Below are 18,705 nucleotides of genomic sequence, written 5' to 3' on the forward strand. Positions count from 1 at the left end.
CTAAACATAAAGTTACGGTGAGATTAACACATTTTGCACAACTAGCGTGAGACTGCTCACAAATCACCTGTTTGTCATTTTTTTAATACGTAGCAGATCACATTCGGCTCAATTGTAGAGCTAGCTTAAGTCTTGCGGTTCAATATCAATCGACCAACGTACCTTTTTTGAAATTGGCAATAAGTTGATCGCTGGTTTGGCGCTCATAAGTAGCTTTTGCATCAACGATCGCACTTCCGTTTGTAAAAGTAACTGCCAGCGATGTTTCCCCGCACGCTTTGCCAGTGGCGCAGGTGTTGGCCCAAGCACCATACAGTATTCATCAAACAATGGATGTGCTTCTAATGTGTGTCTCACCTGGCGAAGAAAGTCTTCAACAAGCTGATTATCATTCGCTTCAGCTCTAAATAGCGTTAAGAAGCTATAAGGGGGAAGTTGAGCTAATTTTCTCTCTTGCAATGCTGTTTTTGCAAAATGCCCATAACTTTGATGAAGCAGAGCCTGTAACAGCTCATGCTCAGGGTGATGACTTTGCAAAATCACTTCACCCGGTTTACTTGCTCGCCCTGCTCGCCCTGCCACTTGAATAAACAGTTGAGCTAATCGCTCTGAGGCTCGAAAGTCACTGCTGTATAAAGAGCCATCGACATCTAACAAACCGACTAACGTAACATCAGGAAAGTGATGGCCCTTAGCCAACATTTGTGTGCCAATGAGAATCTGATATTCACCTTTGCGAATCGACTCTAGCGCACTCTCTAAGCTGCCTTTTCGGCGAGTACTGTCACGATCAATACGAATGGTTTTGTATTCTGGGAATAGCTCGAATAACTGATGCTCTAGTTGTTCGGTCCCGACGCCAACGGTCACTAAATTAGTTGAACCACAACCATGACACTGATGAATCACCGACTCTTGTGAGCCACAGTGATGACAGCGTACTTCTCGGCTGTGCTGATGGAAAGTATAATAGGCATCACAGCGGTTACACTCGGCAATCCAACCACATTCATGACACATTAAAGCGGGTGAAAAGCCTCTGCGATTCAAAAACAGCATCACCTGATTACCCGCATTGAGGTGTCGCCTCATTTGCGCAATCAATGGGGCAGACAGCCCCCCTTCTAAATAGAGTCCTTTTATATCAAGTACACTATGAGTCGCGGGCTTGGCAACACCTGCGCGTTGGGTCAATGTCAGGTAATGATATTTTCCAGTTTGTGCATTATGCAGTGTTTCAAATGCAGGGGTAGCCGAGCCAAGTACGATTGGAACCTGCTCTTTATTCGCGCGCATGACCGCAACATCACGGGCATGATAGCGAAGGGTATCTTGCTGTTTATAAGAGCCGTCGTGTTCTTCATCAACAATAATAATGCCAAGATCAGCAAAAGGCGTCAGCAATGCCGACCGTGTACCGATTATTATGCCTGCAATACCATCTCGTGCTGATAACCACGCATTGAGTCGCTCAGTCTCATTTAATCCAGAGTGCATTACCGCGACGGGTACGTTAAAGCGTTTTTTAAATCGATTGATGGTTTGTGGTGTTAAACCAATTTCAGGAACCAGTACCAATGCTTGACGCTTTTTCTCTAGCACTGGTTTTATCATATTGAGATAAACCTCTGTTTTTCCTGAACCGGTCACCCCTTCTAGTAAATAACAGCCAAAACCCGGATTGCTATTAACGGTGGCAATCGCAATCGCTTGTTCCTCATTAAGTTTCGGCTTATCAACGCTTGCTTCAATCTCACGAGGCCACTTAGCTAATGTCGGTTTTATTTCTCGGCTCTCTATCCAACTTTTATCTTGCAGTGTCTTTAATACGCTACTGGTGATCTCTTGGTCGATAAACGATTGATGCGACAGTGGACCGTGTTCGAGCATATGCATGACTTTAGCTTGCTTAACCGCTCTGCCAAAGCCTTGCATCAGTTGATCTCGACCTGAAGACGTTAACTGCCACTCCACCAGCGAAGTAAAATCCGCTGGTTTGCCTTTTTTTAGCGCACTCGGCAATGCATTGCCGAGTGTGTCACCTAGGGGGTATTGATAAAACTGGCTACACCAATTGAGTAAGCTGTAGAGTTTTTCAGGCCAGACTGGCACAGCGTCCAGTACCTTATAAATCGGTTTGAGTTTAGATATTTCAAATTCAGATTCACTGACCATTGCCGTTACGATACCAATCTGGCTTCTTGGGCCAAAAGGCACACTGACTCGCCCACCAATCACAGGAAATAGATGATTTGGAATGAGATAATCAAATTGCTTGTCCAGTGGAACGGGCAAAGCAACTCGGGCAATAGATGGGCGCATAGTGGTTGGCAACTTATTACAGCGACAAGAAAACACAGTCTAAATGATTGCTTAGTATAGAGGGAAGTAAAAACCGACTAAAAAAGTGGCGAAATAATTAGCAAATCTGTTGATCCTCACGCTAGGATTCATTACTATACTGCGCCTTAGGATAGGGCTTGTTATGTTCTTTCGGTATTTATTATTGATAAAGAGCATTACAAATTATCCATATTATTTTTTAACTACGTGTGGTGTCCGGCATAGACTCGGATGGCGACACGGCCTAATTGAGGTTATCCCATGAAAACTGGAATCCACCCAGAATACAAAGCAGTTTCAGCTACTTGTTCTTGCGGCAACACTTTTGAGTTCAACTCAACTCTAACTAAGCCAGCAATTCACCTAGACGTATGTGACAAATGTCACCCATTCTACACTGGTAAGCAACGTATCGTAGATACAGGCGGCCGTGTTGATAAGTTCAACAAACGTTTCGGTGCTCTTTCAAGCAAGTAATAGCTTTAGCTATACCGAATTAGAAAAAGGACGCTCAGGCGTCCTTTTTTGTTTCTGTTGTTCCCTGTTTCATACCTAATCCTTTTATCTTCTGCTCTTCTTCCTCTTCTCTTCAATCCTCTTATCTCTTTACCCCACAATAGCTAATAATTTCATTTTATCTTTACGTTAAAGTATTTTATCGCAAACAACCTCAACGACTTAGTTTGATTAAACTTGATCTGGTCTTATCAGCAGTCTATTCACAGCCTGCAATGATATGAGTCGCATTCTTACCTAGGCAGGTTGACTTACATCCTTTAGAATGATGCTTCCCCCTTTTAGTCACATTTTCGATGAGTACCTGCACCTATGTCCGATGACAACCGTCAAGAAAACTCTGCTGAGTTATCTGCACAAGAAGCCTTTCGTCAACAAGCTCTTGATTACCATGCCTTTCCTAACCCAGGTAAGATTGCTATTGCACTTACTACTGCCGCTGATTCTGCTGAAGACCTAGCGCTAGCATACAGCCCTGGTGTTGCTGAACCTGTCCGTGAAATCGCACAGAATGTAGAGAACGTCTACAAGTACACCGCAAAAGGAAACATGGTCGCAGTTATTTCTAACGGTACGGCAATCTTAGGTCTAGGTAACTTAGGTCCTATCGCTTCAAAACCTGTAATGGAAGGTAAAGCACTACTATTCAAACGCTTTGCAGGTCTTGATTCGATTGATATCGAAGTGAAACACCGCACAATTGACGAGTTCGTTGATACGGTAGCCAACATCGCTGATACCTTTGGTGGCATCAACCTAGAAGACATCAAAGCCCCTGACTGTTTTGAAATTGAACGTCGTCTAATTGAGCGTTGTGATGTTCCTGTATTCCATGATGACCAACACGGTACAGCTATCGTAACAGCGGCTGGTATGCTGAACGCTATTGAACTTCAAGGCAAAAAGCTTGAAGAAGCTACCATCGTTTGTCTTGGTGCTGGCGCTGCGGCCGTTGCCTGTATGGAGCTACTGATTAAGTGTGGCGCGATGCGTGAAAAGATCTACATGCTTGACCGTAAAGGCGTGATCCACACTCGTCGTGATGACATTAACGAATACAAACAACGTTTCGCAAACAACACTGATAAACGTACGCTTGAAGATGTTATTGAAGGTGCAGATCTATTCTTAGGTGTATCTGGACCGAACCTTCTTCCACCAGAAGCACTTAAACTAATGGCTGATAAACCAATCGTTTTCGCTTGTTCAAACCCAGATCCAGAGATCAAACCTGAACTAGCACACGAAGTACGCAGTGACTTAATCATGGGTACTGGTCGTTCTGATTACCCTAATCAAGTAAATAACGTATTGTGTTTCCCATTCATTTTCCGTGGTGCACTTGATGTACGAGCAAGCGTGATTAACGATGAAATGAAGCTTGCAGCTGTTGATGCCATTCGTGAACTTGCAAAAGAGCCGGTACCTGCTGAAGTATTAAAAGCGGCGGGTGTTGATAGCCTTGAATTTGGTTCTGGCTACATTATTCCAAAACCAATGGACCCACGTTTGCTTCCACGTGTAGCAAAAGCTGTAGCTATTGCGGCTGTTGAGTCTGGTGTATCTCGTATTGAAATGCCAGCGAACTACATGGAGTCTTAATCGACTTTCTTTGCTCAAGGTATTTCTTGGCTAAAAATATTCTAGGCATTAAAAAAACCGCAGTCTTTTTATAAAGTCACTGCGGTTTTTTTATCTCTGTACCGTTTATTTATGTACAGCAAGCAATAGTGTCACTGTGCTAATAGCACTTTAAAGTAATACTTAGCTGAGCCTTTTTTTATTCTTGATCGTAGGCTTCAAACTCAATACCCATCTCAGTCATCAGTGCTTTCACTTCTGCTGGAATATCGTCTGGGCGATCTTTTCGTAAATCTTCATCCGTTGGTACAGGTTGGCCTGTATAAGCATGTAAGAATGCTTCACATAAAAGTTCGCTGTTTGTCGCATGGCGTAAGTTATTAATCTGACGACGCGTGCGCTCATCAGTCAATACCTTCAATACTTTAAGCGGAATCGATACTGTGATTTTCTTTACTTGTTCGCTTTTCTTTCCGTGTTCCGCGTATGGACTAATGTATTCACCATTCCAGTCTGCCATTGCGCACCTTCGTTTTTTATTGTGTGTAATTTGAGTCAAGGCGCAATTTTAGCCGGATTCAAGTCTATAAGCAAAGACATATAGACGTCTAGAAGTGTTGACGTCTTCATTTTTGAGAAGTAAAGTGTAAAAAATGGAAGTAGGAATAACATAGAACAAACATATCCTAGTCACTTACCTAGGTAGTGTTTCTCTTTAGAAGTTATCATTACAACGTCATTATGCATATTTTATAAGTACGGTTTAAATACAGTCATACACAAAGGAAGGACCTATGAGCACCCGCAAACCAGCCACCATCGCAGTTCGTACTGGTATCGAGTCAGACACGCAACATCACGCTGTCGTGCCACCGATTTATCTCTCGACTAATTATGGTTTCCCTGCTTTTGGTGAAGTGCCTAAGTACGACTACACCCGCTCTGGTAATCCAAATCGTGGTCTACTTGAGACTGCTCTGTTTGAATTAGAGTCAGGCAAAGGCGCGGTTGTCACAAATTGTGGCACTTCAGCGCTGAACCTTTGGGTTTCTGCTTTTATCGGCCCTGATGATCTTATCATTGCGCCTCATGACTGTTACGGCGGCACTTATCGTCTATTCAATACTCGCAGCCTGAAAGGAGACTTTAAAGTTGAGTTTGTTGATCAATCGGATATGAAAGCCTTTGACGCCGCTATCGCGAAAAAACCAAAGCTCATTCTTATTGAAACCCCTTCTAATCCTTTGGTTCGTGTTGTTGATATTGAGCGTACGTGTAAAAAAGCGAAAGAAGTGAGCGCATTAGTAGCCGTCGACAATACCTTTTTAACACCTGTGTTCCAAAAGCCTTTAGAGCTTGGTGCAGACTTTGTTATTCACTCAACAACTAAGTACATCAATGGTCACTCAGATGTCATTGGCGGCGTGGTAATCACCAAAACAGAAGAACACGCTGAAGAGCTAGCTTGGTGGGGTAACTGCATAGGTGCAACGGGCACACCGTTTGATAGCTACATGACGCTGCGCGGTATTCGCACCCTTGGTGCACGCATGCGCGTTCATGAAGAGAGTTCTCAAACCATTTTAGCAGAACTGCAAAAGCAACAGCTGGTTAAAGTCATCTATCATCCAAGCCTTGAAAGCCACCCTGGTCATGACATTGCTAAAAAGCAACAATCTGGTTTTGGTTCAATGCTTAGCTTTGAATTTGGCGGAACCTTTGAACAACTAAAATATTTTGTTGGCGAGCTAGAGCTATTCTCTCTGGCTGAATCTCTAGGTGGTGTTGAAAGCCTGATTTGTCACCCCGCGTCTATGACTCACCGAGCTATGGGTGAAAAAGCACTGGCAGAAGCTGGTGTCTCTCAACAGCTATTACGTTTATCGGTAGGTTTAGAAGATGCAGACGATCTGATTGACGATTTGAAGCAAGCTTTTGCTAAGACTGAAAACTTTACTGAAAAGAAAGTTAACTTAGAACAAAACAACTCAGAGAAAGAGGCCTAATTAATGACTGTTTCACGTCAGCTACATAAGTTCGGTGGCAGTAGCCTAGCTAATCCTGAGTGCTACTTGCGCGTTGTTAATATTCTCAAAGAATACTCACAGACTGATGATCTTGTTGTTGTTTCAGCAGCCGGAAAGACCACCAACCGCTTAATTGCTTTTGTAGATGCGCTATCAAAAGATGGTCGCCTTGCTCATGAAGCACTGCAAGAACTGCGTAAATTTCAAATTGAACTGATTAATACACTGCTCACTGGTGACACCCAGCAGCAACTAATAGCACAAATTAATGATGAATTTAGTACGCTTGGTGAACTTACCGCACCTTTAACAGAAGCAGAACGTGCCGCTGTTTTAGGGCACGGTGAAGTTTGGTCAGCTCGATTACTGGCAAACTTATTAACTCAACATAAGCTTGATGCTGTATCACAAGATGCGCGTGCATTTTTACGCGCCAAAGCAGGTACTCAACCTGAAGTTGATCGCGCAAGCTCTTACGCATTAATCAAAGATGTTCTCGCTCAACACACTCACAATCGAGTGGTGATCACAGGCTTCATGGCACAAGATAGCCAAGGTCATACTGTACTGCTTGGCCGCAATGGTTCTGACTACTCTGCGACGGTTATTGGTGCACTGGCTGAGGTTTCTCAAGTTACCATTTGGAGCGATGTAGCGGGCGTATATAGCGCCGATCCACGTATTGTTAATGATGCCTGCCTGCTCCCTCTTCTTCGCTTAGATGAAGCAAGTGAGCTCGCACGCCTTGCCGCCCCTGTACTTCATAGCCGTACATTACAACCTGTTGCTCAAAGCTCGATGGATCTTCACCTGCGCTGTAGCTATCAAGCAGAATCAGGCTCTACACGTATCGAGCGTGTACTGGCGTCCGGCCGCGGCGCAAAAATCATCACCTCACTTGATGAAGTGCTTCTAATCCAACTCTCTTTCGCTCATAGCCATGACTTTGAACGATTGGAAGCAGAAGTACTGCAAAGTCTGAAACGTGCTCAACTAGAGCCGCTTGCCTATGAAGCTCAAGCAGACCAATACCAACTTCGTCTTGCTTATACAGCGGAAATTGCCAGCGGTGCTTTAAGCCACTTGCAAGATGCAGCGATTGAAGCGGAAATTAAACTCAAAGAGGGTTATTCGCTAGTAGCTGCTGTTGGCGCAGGCGTAACCAAGAATCCGAATCACTGCTATGGCTTTTATCAGCAATTAAAGTCATTACCTGTTGAGTTTATTTCAGAGGCTCAATCTGGATTAAGCCTGGTCGCAGTCACACGTAAAACACCGATTACCCCATTAGTTAACGCTATCCACAGTCAGCTTTTCCAAGCACAAAAACGAGTTGCGATTGCCCTATGTGGTAAAGGCAATATTGGCGCTAGCTGGCTTGAACTCTTTTCAGCGCAAAAGAGTGAACTTGAAAAACGCCGAGGCATGAGTTTTAACCTTGTCGCTGTCGTAGATAGTCAGACCTATTGGTTTGATGACCAAGGAATCGATGCTAGCAGCGTTGAAAAGCACTTTAGCGATGAAGCAGTAGCAAACGATGGTAAAGAGTGGATAGAGCGTCTTGGAGCAATTCAAGGCTATGACGATGTGATTGTTCTAGATGTCACAGCAAGTAAAGCATTGGCTAATCAATACCTCGATATTGCAGCGCAAGGTATGCACCTGATTTCGGCAAACAAGGTGGCCGGTTCAGCATCAAGCCAGTACTACAATCAAGTTCAAGATGCGTTTAGTAAGATAAACCGCCACTGGCTGTACAATGCAACAGTAGGTGCCGGTTTACCGATTAACCACACTGTGCGCGATTTGCGTGAAAGTGGTGATGACATCATGGCGCTCTCTGGGATTTTTTCTGGCACGCTGTCATGGTTATTCCAGCAGTTTGATGGCTCAGTTCCCTTTAGTGAGTTAGTTGATTTGGCTTGGCAGCAAGGTTTAACCGAACCCGATCCACGTGCTGATCTAGATGGCTCAGACGTGATGCGTAAGCTGGTGATCTTAGCTCGTGAATCTGGGCTTAATATTGAACCAGAAAACGTTAAGGTTGAGTCTCTTGTTCCACGTGAACTTGCCGACCTGCCACTGGATGATTTTCTTGATAAGAGCGCGCTACTGAGCGAAATTTTGGCCGAGCGTTTAGAGAAAGCTCAGCGCGAAGATAAAGTACTACGCTACATAGCAAGACTAGAAAAAAATGGTGATGCAACTGTAGGAATTGAAGCGCTCAATAAAGAACACGCGCTTGCGAACCTGCTGCCTTGTGACAATATTTTTGCCATTGAGAGTCAGTGGTATAAAGACAACCCACTAGTAATTCGTGGCCCAGGTGCTGGACGTGAAGTCACCGCAGGGGCGATTCAGTCTGACTTAAACCTACTTTCGAGTCAGTTATAGAGTAATAGCCAAAGCCTCTGCTTTTTATTAAAAGTTAAAGGTTATATTCCGAAAAATAAAATCAATAAAGGATTAGAGCCATTTCTAATCCTTTATTTTAGATACTCCCTCTTCCCCTTGAATTTTTTAATCAGTCCTGATTGAAATAGTCTCATCATCTACATGAAAAAAATTCACAGTCACGCTGTTGACATTAAAACGTATTCATTACATTCTGTAGACATATAGACGTCTAAACGTCGATTTCAAAAGTTTGGTGATTGGATTGATCACAGGGAGAGTAAGATGGGATATACACACGCAGGTCACATAGACGCACTAAATCAAAATGTTGCTGAGCTTTCAGATAGCATCAATGTGTCATTTGAGTTTTTTCCACCAAGCAGTGAGAAGATGGAAGAAACGTTGTGGAACTCTGTTCACCGTCTGAAAACTCTACAGCCTAAGTTTGTTTCTGTAACATACGGTGCAAACTCTGGTGAGCGTGACCGTACTCACTCCATCATCAAAGATATTAAAGATCAAACCGGCCTTGTTGCAGCCCCCCACCTAACGTGTATCGATGCTTCTCGTGATGAACTAATTCAAATTGCTGATGACTATTGGAATAATGGAATCCAAAGCATTGTTGCATTGCGTGGCGATATTCCAGCAGGTGGCGGCGCACCAGAGATGTATGCGTCAGATCTAGTAACGCTACTTAAAGAGCGTCACGATTTCGATATCTCAGTCGCAGCCTTCCCTGAGGTTCACCCTGAAGCAAAAAGTGCACAAGCGGATCTAATCAACCTTAAGCGTAAGATTGATGCAGGTGCAAATCGCGCGATTACGCAGTTCTTCTTTGATGTAGAAAGCTACCTTCGTTTTCGCGACCGCTGCGTAGCGGCTGGTATTGATGCTGAAATCGTACCGGGTATTCTTCCTGTTTCTAACTTCAAGCAAGCCTCTCGCTTTGCTGCGATGAATAACGTAAAAGTACCGGGCTGGATGGCAAAACAGTTTGAAGGTTTAGATGACGATCCAACAACACGTCAACTGGTTGGTGCTAGCCAAGCAATTGATATGGTACGAACGCTAAGCCGTGAAGGTGTAAAAGACTTCCATTTCTACACACTAAACCGAGCTGAAATGACGTACGCGCTGTGCCACACGCTAGGTGTTCGCCCACAAGGTTAGTGCGGCTTTACACAATCTATAAAAACAAAAACGCCAACGATCTCTCGTTGGCGTTTTTATTGAATCTGCAATAAGCCTAGTTTTAAAAAACCAAGCTTTAATAAACATGCGATTATTCTACTTCATCCATTTTGCCAAGTAGGCCACGGATACGTTCTTGCCATGCAGCTTGCTCTTGTTGCATCTGTTCTGCTTTCTGCTCTAGAGCTTCACGGTTGGCTTTCAGCTCACTCGCTTCGCTTGCTAGTTGCTGCTTCTCTTCTTTTAATTCTTCAACTTCCATTTGTAGCAAAGAAATTGTGTCTACTGCTGTTTGAATCTTTGCTTCCAGTTGCTCTAATACTTCAAAAGACATTTTAGCCTACCTTTACTGTGCGCTTTACATTATATGGTGAGTGTTGCTCTTACCCCCATTCTACTCAGCAGAGCGCTGATAAACACGCGCTATATTCGATAATTTATACCATTCGCTCAAAAAACGCACTCATATTGACAAACACCTGACTCGCGTACCGATAAGCCAGTAAATTTAACTCAAAATCCCTCAATTGGAAGCGATTCGACAAAAATGCAAACGTTTCCTTTTTGATGTGTTAAAATCGCGCCGAAATTTCCTATCCCTTTTCTTATTTGGAGTCATCATGAAACGCGACTTAGCTTTGGCTTTTTCACGAGTTACTGAAGGTGCTGCACTAGCAGGTTATAAATGGCTTGGCCGTGGCGATAAAATTGCTGCTGACGGCGCTGCTGTTGAAGTTATGCGCACTCTACTTAATAAAACTGAAATTAGCGGTGAAATCGTTATCGGTGAAGGTGAGATTGATGATGCACCGATGCTTTTCATTGGTGAAAATGTAGGTAAAGGTGGCGATGCTGTTGATATAGCAGTAGATCCTATCGAAGGTACTCGTATGACAGCAATGGGGCAATCGAACGCTCTTGCTGTTCTTGCTGCTGGCGAGAAAGGTAGCTTCTTGAAAGCACCAGATATGTACATGGAAAAACTCGTGGTTGGCCCTGGCGCTAAAGGTTGTATTGACCTTGATAAACCACTAACAGAAAACTTAGAGAACATTGCTAAAGCACTCGGTAAAACTCTGGATACGCTTGTTGTTACCACTCTTGCAAAGCCTCGTCACGATAAAGTGATTGCAGATATGCAAGCGATGGGCGTACGCGTTTTTGCTGTGCCAGATGGCGATGTTGCCGCTTCTATCCTAACTTGTATGCCTGACAGCGAAGTTGACGTAATGTACTGTATCGGTGGCGCACCTGAAGGTGTGGTTTCTGCTGCTGTTATTCGCGCACTTGACGGTGACATGCACGGTAAGCTCCTTCCTCGCCACGAAGTTAAGGGTGATACAGAAGAGAACCGTAAGTTCGGTGAAGAAGAACTAAAACGTTGTGCTGAAATGGGCGTAACGACAAATATCGTTCTAAAAATGGAAGATATGGCGCGCAGTGATGATGTTGTTTTTGCAGCAACTGGCATCACTAAAGGTGACCTTCTTGAAGGTATCACTCGCCAAGGAAATATCGCAACAACAGAGACGTTGGTTATCCGTGGTCGCTGCCGTACGATTCGACGCATTAAGTCTATTCACTACCTAGAGCGTAAAGACGCCGAGGTACGTGATCATATTCTTTAATTAGCGTGTATTGATATAGAAAAAGGCTTCATTCTAGAAGCCTTTTTTGATCGTCACATCTGGCAAGAATTACTCCGAGTGAGTAACCACTGCCTTATGCCCTTCGGTATCAGGTACAAAGTCCACAAAGTGGGTAATCGCCTCTAGCGCGTCTTCTTGATAGTGAGTCACATACAAAAGCTGGCTCAGATTCGCTTTAGCAATACGCTCTAACGCGAAGTACACCAGTTTACGGTTAATAAAATCAAGCCCTTGGTAAGGTTCATCTAGTACCAATAGTGCAGGTTGTTTAATCAAAGCACGCCCAATCAATAGCAATCTCTGCTGACCGTAATCGAGACTACGAAAGCTAACGCTCGCAAATTCGCTCATCTCCAAGACTTCTAGCCATTGATGCGCTGCTTCTATCTGCTTTTTACTTGGCTGATCATAAAGCCCAATGGAGTCAAAGAAGCCGGATAACAGCACATCCAACGCTTGGCAACCCACGCGATATTGCAGATGCAAAGCTGATGAAACGATACCGATTTGGCGCTTAATATCCCAGATACTCTCACCACTACCACGCTTCATTCCCAGCACACTGATATCGTTGCAGTAACACTGAGGGTGGTCACCCAAAATCAGCCCAAGTAAGGTGCTTTTACCACAACCATTAGGGCCACGGACCTGCCAATGTTCACCTTGCTTAACCTGCCAAGTGAAATCTTTGAATATCAAACCATCTAAGTATTCGACTTTTACATCGTTCATCGAAACGAGAGTTTCAGGGTAATTAAATTCACCCGCTTTCTCTGCCATAAGTCGAAGTAAGTCCTCACTTTTTTGTTCAGAAAGTGCTTGAATTTGTTCTCTTACAGGGTGATCGTTCCATTGCTCGACACTCATGGTTTGAGTCAGGCTTTGATGATCAAACAGTGCAACATCAGTAATGCACTTAGGCAACTCATCTTCTCGTGAGGTGATAATAACTAACTGCATTTGGTTGGCACATTGGTTAAGCAATTCAGTCAAGTCAACACGATGCTGAGCATCTAAGCCGGTATAAGGCTCATCGAGGATTAAGAGTTGTGGTTTTTGCACTAATGCTCGAGTAAGCATCACTCGGCGAGTTTCCCCTGTCGATAGCTGTCTAAACTGACGTTGACGTAAGTTTTGAAGATCCGTTTGTTTTAACATCGCTTCAAGCTCTTCGACCTCACAACCGACTTCTAACAACAGTTGCTCTACTGACGTTCCGTAATCCAGACTGTCTTGAAAGTCAGTTTCGTCCTTAGCAATTTCATCTTCTAATAGCTGCTGTTGCATCTCTAGAGAGACGCATGCAATTGGACTAGGAAGATCGAAGATATCACCACTATCAGGCGTTAGTTCCCCACTTAGGATTTGAGCCACCAACGAAGCACTGTGACTGTGGGCAGCGAAGATCCCCCAATGCTGCTTTGGTTCAAGCTTCCAATCATCAATCTTCAGCGAAATGGCTTCACTCTCATAGCGAAGCTTTTGAATCTGCATAACTTATCCCTGTTATCATTGTATTCAATACCCTATCCATTTGTATCCATAATGCTCAATACTGGCACTAATATCCAGTAGCACATCGACCTCAATTTCAAAAAACTCTATCTTCAAAAAGCATTAGTCTCAAGTAACAGACATAAAAAAACCGAGACTCAAAGCCTCGGTTCTCTATCTGATATTTGTTTAATGATCTTTAAGCTGCAACGCTTTAGAGTAAGAAGAAAGCACGGAGTTTACGTTAGTAAATGAGTACTTTCGACGCTGCAATCAAGCTTTACAGCGACAAGATAAACAACAAATTACATCATGCCCGGCATACCACCCATACCGCCCATGCCACCCATATCAGGCATAGCTGGACCAGCGTCTTGTGGCTTGTCAGTCACCATCGCTTCGGTTGTGATCATAAGACCAGCAACTGATGCTGCGAACTGTAGTGCTGAACGCGTTACTTTTGTTGGATCTAGAATACCCATTTCAATCATATCGCCGTACTCACCTGTAGCAGCGTTGTAACCGTAGTTACCTTCGCCAGCGCGTACATTGTTAGCCACTACTGATTCTTCATCGCCAGCATTAGTTGTGATTTGGCGAATTGGAGCTTCCATTGCGCGAAGTGCTACGCGGATACCCACGTTTTGCTCTTCGTTAGAACCTTCAAGACCAACAACTTTAGATGCTGCGCGGATAAGTGCAACACCACCACCAGCAACAACGCCTTCTTCAACCGCTGCGCGAGTTGCGTGAAGTGCATCTTCTACACGGTCTTTCTTCTCTTTCATTTCAACTTCAGTTGCTGCGCCAACTTTGATAACGGCAACGCCACCAGCAAGTTTAGCGACACGCTCTTGAAGCTTCTCTTTATCGTAGTCAGACGTTGCTTCTTCAATTTGTTGACGAACTTGAGCAACACGACCTTGAATCATCACTTCTTCACCCGCACCATCGATGATAGTTGAGTTCTCTTTAGTGATAGTTACGCGCTTAGCTTGACCAAGGTCTTCTAGCGTTACTTTTTCAAGATCCAGACCAATCTCTTCAGAAATAACCGTACCGCCAGTTAGAATAGCGATGTCTTGAAGCATTGACTTACGACGGTCACCGAAACCAGGCGCTTTAACAGCTGCCACTTTAACGATACCGCGCATGTTGTTCACTACAAGCGTAGCAAGTGCTTCGCCTTCTACATCTTCAGCGATGATTAGAAGTGGACGAGATGCTTTAGCAACCGCTTCTAGAGTTGGAAGCAGTTCGCGGATGTTTGATACTTTCTTGTCGATAAGAAGAATAAATGGGCTTTCTAGATCAACTGAACCCGCTTCTTGGTTATTGATGAAGTAAGGAGATAGGTAACCGCGGTCAAACTGCATACCTTCAACTACGTCTAGCTCATCTTGTAGAGCTTGACCTTCTTCAACAGTGATAACACCGTCACGACCTACTTTTTCCATCGCTTCTGCAATGATATTACCAACCGTCTCATCAGAGTTAGCAGAGATAGTACCTACTTGAGCGATGGCTTTAGTATCTTTACATTCAACAGAAAGATTCTTTAGCTCTTCCACTGCTGCGATAACTGCTTTATCGATACCGCGCTTAAGGTCCATTGGGTTCATACCCGCTGCAACCGCTTTAAGGCCTTCGGTAATGATTGACTGAGCAAGTACTGTCGCTGTTGTTGTTCCGTCACCCGCCGCATCGTTTGCTTGAGAAGCAACTTCTTTAACCATTTGTGCGCCCATGTTTTGGAATTTATCTTCCAATTCAATTTCACGCGCTACAGAAACACCATCTTTCGTGATGGTTGGTGAACCAAATGATTTGTCGAGAACAACGTTACGGCCTTTAGGACCTAGCGTTACTTTTACAGCGTCAGCCAGAACGTTAACACCCTCTAGCATTTTTACGCGTGCGTCATTACCAAATTTTACGTCTTTAGCAGCCATCTTTATTTCCTTTAAATTTTTTATTCACGATTTACTCGAAAGTAAATGTTGATGAGAAAAGTAAATTACTCAACGAATGCTTATGCTTCTACAATCGCCATGATGTCATTTTCAGACATGATCAAGACTTCTTTGCCGTCGATCTTTTCAGTCTTGGTGCCGTAACCTTCAGCAAAGATCACTTCATCACCTACTTTTACATCTAGCGCTTGAACAGAACCGTTTTCTAGGATGCGGCCTTTACCCACAGCAACCACTGTACCGCGAGTCGATTTTTCCGCAGCAGAACCGGTAAGTACGATACCACCAGCAGATTTTGATTCAGCTTCTTTGCGTTCTACGATAACTCGGTCGTGTAATGGACGAATGTTCATCGATCGTCTCTCCTAAAAATTTCCATGAGGTTTGATAAATACTGACACCCTTTATTTCAACGGATCGGTTTTCAATGGATCTGCTTTCAAAGGTGTTTCAGCTTGTGAAACAGATGTGGGGGCATAACAAATAATCCCAAGGGGGCGAGGCCGTTTTTTTGTGACCAAACCTCCAAATTAACGCTGTAACAGACATTGGCTTGGATGAATCTCAATAGTAAATTCTTTGCTTTATTAAATCGATACGACATAATTAAACCGTTACCGCATAATTAAACAGCGGATGCGAGGGAAAGATGAAAAGTAGCGAAAAAATACTGCAGGCGATAAAGGAAAATGGAGAGATCACCGCTAAGCAGTTGGCTCTTGATTTAGACATGACCACAATGGGTGCGCGCCAACATCTACAAATCTTAGAAGATGAAGGGTTACTTAGTTATCACGACATAAGAGTGAAAGTGGGCAGACCAACAAGACATTGGTCATTAACAAGCAAAGGCCATGCTCAGTTTGCTGATCGTCACGGTGAGTTAACCATTCAAATGATTGATGCGGTTGAGAGGCTCTTTGGCCAAGATGGTCTAGAGAAAATTGCAGCTGAAAGAGAGAAGCAAACACTCACTAGCTATCAAAAACTGATCTCAAGTAGTGCTTCTTTAGAAGAGAAACTGACGGTCATTGTCGAGCAACGCCGAAGTGAAGGGTATATGGCAGAGCTACAGCCACTTGAAGGTGATTACTTGCTGATTGAGAATCACTGCCCTATTTGCAAGGCTGCGACTCGTAGCCCTGTGCTTTGCGCCTCTGAACTTAATGTCTTTCAATCGCTACTTGGGGATGAGTATCAGGTTAATCGCACTGAACATATCGTACAGGGGCAAAGACGCTGCGCATATCTCATCAAACAAGCATAAACAATAGAAGCAAGTGCGGATTAAGCCATTAAGGAATGAACGGTCGTCATATTTCGTCCGTTATCTTTCGACTTATAAAGCGCGGTATCTGCCGCCTCAATCCATTGCGTGGCGGTCTCAATCAGTTCTCTATTGAACTCACTGACACCCAGACTAATCGTGTAATTAATCGTCCCTTGAGCTGTCTTTATGGCACTTTCTTCAACCCGTTTACGCAGCCTTTCAGCAAAATAGAGCGCTTGTTCATGGCACGTATTTGGCAATAAAACTGCAAATTCTTCCCCTCCATATCGACCAACAAAGTCACTGCCTCTTGAAGTCTTTTCTGCTAGTAACGCGGTATGCCGAATCACCTCATCACCAATGCTATGACCATAATTATCATTAACACGCTTGAAGAAATCGATATCGAACATAATGAGTGTCGAAACTCGTTCATCATCAACTTTAAGCTTATTGCACTCATCGATTAAAGACTGCTCCCAACATGCTCGATTGAGTAACCCGGTTAAACCATCGATACGGCTTTTATGCTCAAGCTTACGGTTAGATTCATGAAGCAGCATTTTATTTTGTGCAATATCAGAAACATCACTGATCATCACACACAAATGCGAAACCTGACCAGACAAAGAACTTAGCGGAGTAATCACCATATTCTGATGCATCTGCTCTAATCCGCGAGAGGCTGGAGAGAAATTCTGAAATTCAAAAATATAGGCTCTGTCTTCCCATGAAGAGAAGCCTTGAGTTCCTAATGTCGTCGTGGCATTGCATTTTGCTTCCATCCACGCTTGAGGAAGATCAGGGCAAACGCTAAACAGCGGTTTATGTAAAATATCAGCCGAAGGGATACCGCTGTACGACTGCATAAAACGATTCCACGCCATGACGTTAAACTCAAGATCGAGCACAAAAATCCCGACGTCCATGGTGTCGATGACTTGGGTATACCAATGCAGCTCTTCAACCACATCAAAGTTACCTTCAAGACTCATATTGACTCCATAACACGATTAATGACTTGTTCTGATTCACGATCAAACATAAATAACACTTCGCACTCAAAGGCTTGATCATCTCGATAAATAAACTCAAGCGCCAAGGTGTCATCTCCTAAGCAACTGGGCTTGGCGTACACTCGGCTATCGACAACGACTGGCTGTCGCAATGAAACACTGACATCCATTTGGTCACATAGTGAGGTCATAAAAGAGGAAACAAACAAATTGGCGACATTGAGTACCACTTCGTTATAGGAGTTATCTTCACTAGTAAAACCTAACCGTTCGCCAATGTGACTAATCCCTTGTCCATGCAAACAAATTAAAGCTTCACCATGCATACCGCTTCCTACAAAGCGTTGGGTTACTGCTTTGACTTCATCGCGGTATAGAGCATCACGTAGCATCATGTCCAGTTCAGCTTTCTCAATAGTACTGACCGTTGGAATAGGTAGGTGGATAAACTCACCAAGAACGCTAGCTAAACTGGCCGCCCCTTGCCCTAGGGCTATGTTGGCAATTTCTTTAAATTTCACTTGTGGGGAAATATCATCAACTCGAACACCGTTAGCTTTGAAGATAAGCCCAAGGCGAGTGAATATTTCAGCGGCGTAGCTGTTGGAGAATGGTTTTTGAATAAAGGTGTAAGCGCCTAAATCCATGCATCGACTCATCGCTTGGGCTTGAACATCACCAGAAACAACAACAACCTTAGTAGGATAACTATGAGGCATGAGCTTTAAGACTTGATAGCCATCCATTTCTGGCATCGTCAGATCAAGAAATAGCACATCAACCGAGTATTGATGTAAGAGATCTAAAGCTTGCTGTCCACCTTCGGCAAACAGCACGTTTTGATTAGGCAATAGCTCGATACTTCTTGCTAGCATTTTTCGCGCAAGCGCCGAATCATCGCAGATAAGAATATTCATGATTAATGGCTATTCAGGATCATCAGTTATGAAGAACAAGGAGTGTATCCCCTTGCCCTTATTAATATTTTGGAATGAAGATCACTCCAGCAAGCCCCAATCAATACACCATGTTAAATAGACGGTAAAGGTATCGATGGTAAAATTAGAGCTTTGCTCATGTTTATTTCTATTTTTCACTGATTATTCATAGAAATAAACAATAATCGGGCGAATAGAAAAGCAACGGGTTGCGCAATAAATCACCGTCTCACTATTGAGAATGCAGACTTTCGTTCAAACTTTAATCTATTTCATTGCTTACGCTTAAGGTAATGTTGAAAAATGG

General features: G+C 43.6%; 15 protein-coding genes. 7 read left to right on the forward strand and 8 right to left on the reverse strand.

Features of this window, described 5'->3' with window-relative positions; all coding sequences use genetic code 11:
* Nucleotides 1-120: 120 nt before the first annotated feature.
* Entirely contained in the window at nucleotides 121-2,322 is a 2,202-nt protein-coding gene (gene priA / locus L4C54_RS17880) for a primosomal protein N' (protein WP_428809210.1), read from the reverse strand.
* Between the two features lie 282 nt (nucleotides 2,323-2,604).
* Between priA and rpmE the strand changes: the two genes are divergently transcribed.
* Nucleotides 2,605-2,820, forward strand: coding sequence for a 50S ribosomal protein L31 (rpmE, locus tag L4C54_RS17885; protein ID WP_428802738.1), 216 nt, complete (start codon nucleotides 2,605-2,607; stop codon nucleotides 2,818-2,820).
* A gap of 351 nt (nucleotides 2,821-3,171) precedes the next feature.
* Complete coding sequence (locus tag L4C54_RS17890) at nucleotides 3,172-4,461, forward strand: malic enzyme-like NAD(P)-binding protein (RefSeq protein WP_428802739.1); 1,290 nt, start codon at nucleotides 3,172-3,174, stop codon at nucleotides 4,459-4,461.
* 178 nt (nucleotides 4,462-4,639) lie between these two features.
* Here the strand turns inward: L4C54_RS17890 and metJ are convergent, their stop codons facing one another.
* Nucleotides 4,640-4,960 carry a met regulon transcriptional regulator MetJ gene (gene metJ, locus L4C54_RS17895; RefSeq protein ID WP_248008295.1) on the reverse strand — a complete coding sequence of 107 codons (321 nt, stop codon included), beginning with the start codon at nucleotides 4,958-4,960 and terminating at the stop codon, nucleotides 4,640-4,642.
* A gap of 274 nt (nucleotides 4,961-5,234) precedes the next feature.
* Between metJ and L4C54_RS17900 the strand changes: the two genes are divergently transcribed.
* The 3 genes from L4C54_RS17900 (at nucleotide 5,235) to metF (ending at nucleotide 10,037) form a co-directional block, all read left to right on the forward strand.
* Nucleotides 5,235-6,446, forward strand: a complete 1,212-nt coding sequence (locus L4C54_RS17900) for an O-succinylhomoserine (thiol)-lyase (protein ID WP_428809211.1) — start codon at nucleotides 5,235-5,237, stop codon at nucleotides 6,444-6,446.
* Nucleotides 6,447-6,449: 3 nt separating this feature from the next.
* The gene (locus L4C54_RS17905) at nucleotides 6,450-8,861 is read left to right on the forward strand and encodes a bifunctional aspartate kinase/homoserine dehydrogenase II (RefSeq protein WP_428809212.1); all 2,412 of its coding nucleotides are present in this window, start codon (nucleotides 6,450-6,452) and stop codon (nucleotides 8,859-8,861) included.
* 285 nt (nucleotides 8,862-9,146) lie between these two features.
* Nucleotides 9,147-10,037, forward strand: a complete 891-nt coding sequence (gene metF / locus L4C54_RS17910) for a methylenetetrahydrofolate reductase (protein WP_428802742.1) — start codon at nucleotides 9,147-9,149, stop codon at nucleotides 10,035-10,037.
* Nucleotides 10,038-10,149: 112 nt separating this feature from the next.
* On the opposite strand, the gene zapB is transcribed toward metF, so the two are convergent.
* Nucleotides 10,150-10,392 (reverse strand): cell division protein ZapB, encoded by a 243-nt coding sequence (gene zapB, locus L4C54_RS17915; RefSeq protein WP_428802743.1) that lies wholly within the window; start codon nucleotides 10,390-10,392, stop codon nucleotides 10,150-10,152.
* Nucleotides 10,393-10,678: 286 nt separating this feature from the next.
* On the opposite strand from zapB, the gene glpX reads away from it, so the two are divergent.
* On the forward strand, nucleotides 10,679-11,686 hold the full coding sequence (gene glpX / locus L4C54_RS17920) for a class II fructose-bisphosphatase (RefSeq protein WP_428802744.1): 1,008 nt from the start codon (nucleotides 10,679-10,681) through the stop codon (nucleotides 11,684-11,686).
* Nucleotides 11,687-11,755: 69 nt separating this feature from the next.
* On the opposite strand, the gene L4C54_RS17925 is transcribed toward glpX, so the two are convergent.
* The 3 genes from L4C54_RS17925 to L4C54_RS17935 all read right to left on the reverse strand — a co-directional run bounded on the left by L4C54_RS17925 (nucleotide 11,756) and on the right by L4C54_RS17935 (nucleotide 15,527).
* Nucleotides 11,756-13,201 carry an ATP-binding cassette domain-containing protein gene (locus L4C54_RS17925; protein WP_428809213.1) on the reverse strand — a complete coding sequence of 482 codons (1,446 nt, stop codon included), beginning with the start codon at nucleotides 13,199-13,201 and terminating at the stop codon, nucleotides 11,756-11,758.
* 305 nt (nucleotides 13,202-13,506) lie between these two features.
* Entirely contained in the window at nucleotides 13,507-15,153 is a 1,647-nt protein-coding gene (gene groL, locus L4C54_RS17930) for a chaperonin GroEL (RefSeq protein ID WP_428809214.1), read from the reverse strand.
* A gap of 80 nt (nucleotides 15,154-15,233) precedes the next feature.
* Nucleotides 15,234-15,527, reverse strand: a complete 294-nt coding sequence (locus L4C54_RS17935; RefSeq protein ID WP_428802747.1) for a co-chaperone GroES — start codon at nucleotides 15,525-15,527, stop codon at nucleotides 15,234-15,236.
* A gap of 296 nt (nucleotides 15,528-15,823) precedes the next feature.
* Between L4C54_RS17935 and L4C54_RS17940 the strand changes: the two genes are divergently transcribed.
* Nucleotides 15,824-16,441 carry a helix-turn-helix transcriptional regulator gene (locus L4C54_RS17940; RefSeq protein WP_428809215.1) on the forward strand — a complete coding sequence of 206 codons (618 nt, stop codon included), beginning with the start codon at nucleotides 15,824-15,826 and terminating at the stop codon, nucleotides 16,439-16,441.
* Nucleotides 16,442-16,461: 20 nt separating this feature from the next.
* On the opposite strand, the gene L4C54_RS17945 is transcribed toward L4C54_RS17940, so the two are convergent.
* Complete coding sequence (locus L4C54_RS17945) at nucleotides 16,462-17,439, reverse strand: sensor domain-containing diguanylate cyclase (RefSeq protein WP_428809216.1); 978 nt, start codon at nucleotides 17,437-17,439, stop codon at nucleotides 16,462-16,464.
* Nucleotides 17,436-18,377, reverse strand: coding sequence for a response regulator (locus L4C54_RS17950; RefSeq protein WP_428809217.1), 942 nt, complete (start codon nucleotides 18,375-18,377; stop codon nucleotides 17,436-17,438). Before L4C54_RS17950 ends, L4C54_RS17945 begins: the two co-directional genes overlap by 4 nt.
* Nucleotides 18,378-18,705: the final 328 nt, after the last annotated feature.

It is taken from the genome of Vibrio lamellibrachiae (assembly GCF_050337265.1).
GTDB lineage: Bacteria > Pseudomonadota > Gammaproteobacteria > Enterobacterales > Vibrionaceae > Vibrio > Vibrio kyushuensis.